Genomic DNA, 2,694 nt, shown 5'->3' with positions numbered 1-2,694 from the left:
TCGTCATGGAGCAGTTCATCGAGGGGCTGGTGGTGACCTATGACGGGCTGGTCAACCGCGACGGCGAGGTGGTGCTGGCGGCCAGCCACCGCTACGACCAGAGCGTCATGGAGGTGGTCAACAAGGACCGCCACATGAGCTATACCTGCTTTCCCAGAATCAACCCGGCGGTCGAGGAGGCCGGTCGAAAGATCCTGAAAGCATTCGACGTGCGTGAACGCTTCTTCCACATCGAGCTGTTCGAGACCAAGGACGACCGTGTCATCGCGCTGGAGGTCAACATGCGCCCGCCCGGCGCCTGGATGACCGATGCGATCAACTATACGTTCGACATCGATGTCTATGCGGCGTGGGCCGACATGGTGGTCAGGGATGCCGCCGGCGGCCCTTACGAGGGCAAATATTTCACCGCCTATGCCAGCCGCAAGCGACGCCTCCACTATTTGCACAGCCATGAGGACGTGCTAGCCGCGCACCGCGACAAGATCGTCCACCATCAGGCCATCGAAGAGGTTTTCAGCCGCGCCATGGGAAATTACGCCTACCAGATGCGCTCGAAAGACGAAGCAGCGCTGCGCGAAGCGGTCGCGTACATCCACGCGGAAAAGGCGTGAGGCGATGGACATTTCCTATCATAAGAATTTCTCGAGCCAACTCGGCCGCGACATGGAATACAAGCGCTACGGCCATGCCGGCCGGCCGGTGGTGGTGTTTCCGACCTCGCAGGGCCGGTTCTACCAGTTCGAGGATTCCGGCGGGGTGGGCGCACTGGCCGAATTCATCGACACCGGCCGCATCCAGCTGTTCACGGTCGACGGCGTCGATTCGGAATCCTTCTTCGACAAGCATGCCGACGCGGCCCATCGCATTGCCCGCCACGAGGCCTATTTCCGCTATGTGCGCGAGGAAGCGCTGCCGGACTTCCTGTCCACGGCCGAGCAGGCCAATGGCGGGCGCAAGCTGAAGCCGCTGTTCTCGGGCTGTTCGATGGGCGGCTATCACTCCTCGAACTTCGTCTTCCGCTTTCCCGAACTCGCCAGCGGCGTCATCGCGCTGTCGGGCGTCTATTCGGCGCGCGATTTTTTCGGCAGGGCGCTCGAGGGCGATATCTTCTACAACTCGCCGCTCGACTATCTGCCCGGCATCGTCGATCCCAAACTGCTGGCCCGGCTGAAGACGCTCAGGCTGATCTTCTGCTGCGGGCAGGGCGCCTGGGAAGAGCGGATGCTGGTCGAGACGCGCAGGTTGGAACAGATCCTGCGCGACAAATCCATTCCCGCCTGGGTCGATTACTGGGGCGGCGATGTCAGCCACGACTGGCCGTGGTGGCACAAGCAACTGGTCTATTTCTTCGGCCGTTGGCTGGATGACGACCTGATGCACAGGCTGGATTGATAGGGAGGCCCGTCCGCTGACGGCTACCCTTCCTGGCATGCCGGCAGGGCGGTTTCGCGCTCCGAAGCCGATACGCGACGCAGGCCAAGGAAGACGACAAGGGCGGTGACGACGGTGATCGCCGCCAACACGATCAGCAGCCTGTCGAACGCCGTCTCGTAGGCCTGGACCAGAACAATGGCTCCGGCTTGGGGCAAATGTTGTGCTGCTTCGCCGAGATTGCCGGTCACCAGCAACTGGGCTGCCGCCGCTGCGTCCGTCGAAGATGCCATTCCTTATGCGGCGAGCTGCGCGGCGGCAAAGCCGGAAAGCGTCGCCATGACGATCGCCAGCGCCACACCCTCGCAGGCGACGCGGGTGGTGTTGAAGATGCCGACCGCCATGCCGGCGCGCTCCCTTGGCACGACGCTGACCGCAAGCCCGTCCATCAATCCCCAGGGCAGAGCGATGCCGACGCCGATCAGCATCAGCGGCGCCATCAGCGCACTATCGACCGGTGGTGTCAGGCTCAGCCAGACAAGCCCGGCGGCAGCGACGAGCAGGCCGACACCGCAGATGGTGGCCGGTGCGATCCAGCGCGCCAGCTGGCCGGCGAGCATCGGCAGGATCAGCAGCGGACCTGAGAGGCAGATCATCAATTGCCCGGCCTTGATCTCGTTCATCCCTTCGATGCCGATGAAACGGATCGGCAACAGGACGAGCAGGACGACGAAGGCGTAAGCGGGTGCCGCAGCCAGGAACTGGACGCCGACGAAGCGGGGGTAGGCAAACAGCGTGAGATCGAGCATCGGCCGTTGTGCTTGCCGCTCGACAACGACGAAGGCGACAAAACAGATGATAGAAGCGGCCAGAAGCGTGACGACGAGGGGATCAGCCCAGCCGCTCTGCGGCGCCTGGAGCACGCCATAGGTCAGCGACGCCAGCGCGATCGTGAAGGTGCCGGCTCCCGCCCAGTCGAGGCCCGTCGCATCCGGGTCGCGCGATTCCCTGATGGTGCGCAGGCCGAGCATGGCGGCGGCAATCGCGAGTGCCGCAACCAGAAGAAAGATCGACCGCCAGCCGAATGCGGAGATAAGCAGGCCCGACGCGATCGGGCCGAAGGCGAGGCCGATGCCGAAACTGGTGCCGAGGAAGCTGAAGGCGCGCAGCCGCAATGGCCCTTCGAATTCCTGGGCGAGTGCCGAGGCGCCGCCAGCGAAGGCGGCCGCACTGCCGATCCCCTGCACGGCCCGGAAGATGTCGAACCAGATGATGTCCGGCGCCAGCATCGCGCCCAGTGATGCCAGGATATAGAGGGAG

2 protein-coding genes and 1 pseudogene are annotated in these 2,694 nt (G+C 63.9%); 2 read left to right on the top strand and 1 reads right to left on the bottom strand.

Translation table 11 applies throughout. The features are described 5' to 3' along the window. Both ENZ75_RS27750 and ENZ75_RS27745 read left to right on the top strand, forming a co-directional pair. Window positions 1–614: ATP-grasp domain-containing protein (locus tag ENZ75_RS27750; protein WP_128278467.1), on the top strand; the 614-nt coding region annotated here is incomplete at its 5' end. Window positions 615–618: 4 nt separating this feature from the next. Further along, on the top strand, window positions 619–1,395 hold the full coding sequence (locus tag ENZ75_RS27745) for an esterase family protein (protein ID WP_063168865.1): 777 nt from the start codon (window positions 619–621) through the stop codon (window positions 1,393–1,395). 23 nt (window positions 1,396–1,418) lie between these two features. On the opposite strand, the pseudogene ENZ75_RS27740 reads toward ENZ75_RS27745, so the two are convergent. Continuing rightward, window positions 1,419–2,694, bottom strand: a pseudogene (locus ENZ75_RS27740) (MFS transporter); the annotation flags it as partial.

Origin of the sequence: Mesorhizobium sp. M7A.F.Ca.CA.002.04.1.1, assembly GCF_004022805.1 — a bacterium.
Classification (GTDB): Bacteria; Pseudomonadota; Alphaproteobacteria; order Rhizobiales; family Rhizobiaceae; genus Mesorhizobium; species Mesorhizobium ciceri.
The sequence above is the reverse complement of the archived record's forward strand: the minus strand, read 5'-3'. Positions and strand labels throughout refer to the sequence as shown.